Here is a 2,224-nt window from a genome sequence, read left to right as displayed (position 1 = left end):
AATGAAAGGAGTTTTTATGTAAATCAAAAAGTTATAAAAATCTATTAATTTTTATAATAAGATAAAAAGCTTTTCGGTTCATACACATTATTAAATATGTTAATTCTAATAGAAAACTAGAGGTGGAAAGATGAAAAATTTTAAAGGTATGTTGATATCATCACTTGCAATTACAACTTTTGCTGGGGTAGGTACGACATTTGTAACAAATACAGTATATGCTGCTAATGACAATTCTAGTAAAATACTAGTTCGTTCTAATAAGAGTATAAATACAACAACTAGCTCGAGATTGCCTGTATTATCAGTCAATCCTTATGATGAACCTAGATTTTCGAGACAGGGATATCTTGAAGAGGCACCTTTAGGAATTAATGCTCCTTATGCTTGGGGAATTAAAGGAGGAGATGGTCAAGGAGCAACTTTTGTAGATTTGGAAGAAGGCTGGTTATTAAATCATGAAGATTTAGTCGGTCAAAATATTGAATTTATGTCTGGAAAAATGAGTAATGATCTTTCTCATGGTACTTCAGTTCTAGGTGTTGTTTCTGCAGCTGACAATCGGATTGGGAACATTGGGATTGCACCAAAAGCAAAGGCAAAAGTAATTTCAGTGATCCGAGATAATGGGAGAATCGATGTAAGAGATGCTATTTTAAGTGCCGTAGATTCTTTACAGGCTGGAGATGTTTTATTAATAGAAGAATCCTTTAAATATGATGGATATGGAGATGACCCTTTACCAGTAGAAGTATACCCGAGTATATTTAACGCAATTCGCAAAGGTACAGATAAAGGCATTATTATTGTAGAAGCAGCTGGTAATGGTGGGATTGATTTAGATGAATTTAAAGACCGTAATGGTAAACAGATTTTAAATCGAAATAGTCCAGACTTTAAAGATTCAGGAGCTATTATAGTTGGAGCATCTACTGCAAGAGTTCCTCATAAACGTTTAGGTTTCTCTAACTATGGTAGTAGAATTGATGTATATGGTTGGGGAGAGTATGTTGACACATTAGATACATATCAAAATCAAAATAGTAAAGGACAAAAAGTTACAGATCAGAGTATAATGAATCGTTATACTTCTAATTTCCGTGGTACTTCTAGCGCTTCGCCTATAATCGCTGGGGCTGCTGTATCAATTCAAGGGATTGCTAAAGAACATTTAGGTAAGGCATATACACCAAAAGAATTGAGGGCAATTTTAAGTAATCCTAATACAGGCACAAAGTCTAATGACCCATCATCTGATAAAATAGGGGTTTTACCAGATTTAAAAGCGATTTTGTCTAACCTTGGTTTTCATAGTGATTTGACTACCAATGATTCTATGGTATTTCCAGATAACGTAGAAAAAAATGAAGGAAAAGAAAATTCAACTTTCGTATTTCCAGGTGAAGAAACAAAAAAAACAGGGGATAAAAATTCAACTGTAACATTCCCAGAAGAAGATTTAAAACAGGAGGAAAAAGAAGAGGGATTAATTGTTTTTCCTGATTAATAAAAAATACTACCTTCCATTTGGAGGTAGTATTTTTTATTTCTTGTCATTAACAAGCAGGCATGAAATTTGTATTTGTTTATCTTTCATAATGAACTTAACCACAAAGTCGAATGTTTGACTGTTAATTAACTTTTTCGTCTCAATCAATTACATGAATCAATCTAGAAATGCTTGCTGCAATGCTTTCAGTCCATCGCTGTATATACCATGAAACAGATTTATTGCCTCTTCATCACTAACTGCAACAGGAGTGAACGTACCAGACCACTCTACTAACGATGTGTTACTTTCAGTACCTTCTTTAACTTGGATTGTAGATAAATAATTAGTGACCGGGAACGGTGCATTCATGATTGAATACGTGTAGTAGCGTTCCTTATCATTGAATACTTCTAAGCGTTCTATAATTGTTTCACCATCTGGATTAGCTAGATGACGTACACGACCGCCTTCAGTTAATTTACTGCTAGGTATATAAGGTAACCAGTCTGGAAGGGAGTTGAAACCTCCGATTAATTGCCATACTTGTTCAGTTGATCCGAAAATTTCCATAGATATAGTAGTATATGCCATGTTCATTACGCTCCTTTTCATCCCGGTATTTACGGGTAAATAATCAGTAGAGAATAAATCGCCCCACTGATTAAAGTTTCACTTTATAGGTCCATAACTTATAGTGAGAACGAATTTTATCGTGGATTTTTTATTTAATAT

2 protein-coding genes are annotated in these 2,224 nt (G+C 34.0%); one reads left to right on the top strand and one right to left on the bottom strand.

The genetic code is table 11. The features are described 5' to 3' along the window. Positions 1–130 precede the first annotated feature (130 nt). Positions 131–1,507 (top strand): S8 family peptidase, encoded by a 1,377-nt coding sequence (locus tag ABWK52_RS27170; RefSeq protein ID WP_002061918.1) that lies wholly within the window; start codon positions 131–133, stop codon positions 1,505–1,507. A 159-nt stretch (positions 1,508–1,666) separates the two neighbouring features. On the opposite strand, the gene ABWK52_RS27165 is transcribed toward ABWK52_RS27170, so the two are convergent. Next, entirely contained in the window at positions 1,667–2,083 is a 417-nt protein-coding gene (locus ABWK52_RS27165; RefSeq protein ID WP_000332044.1) for an SRPBCC family protein, read from the bottom strand. Positions 2,084–2,224: the final 141 nt, after the last annotated feature.

This window comes from Bacillus sp. AP50, from assembly GCF_040492675.1.
In the GTDB taxonomy this organism is placed as follows: domain Bacteria; phylum Bacillota; class Bacilli; order Bacillales; family Bacillaceae_G; genus Bacillus_A; species Bacillus_A cereus.
This window is presented reverse-complemented; position numbering and strand designations above follow the sequence as displayed.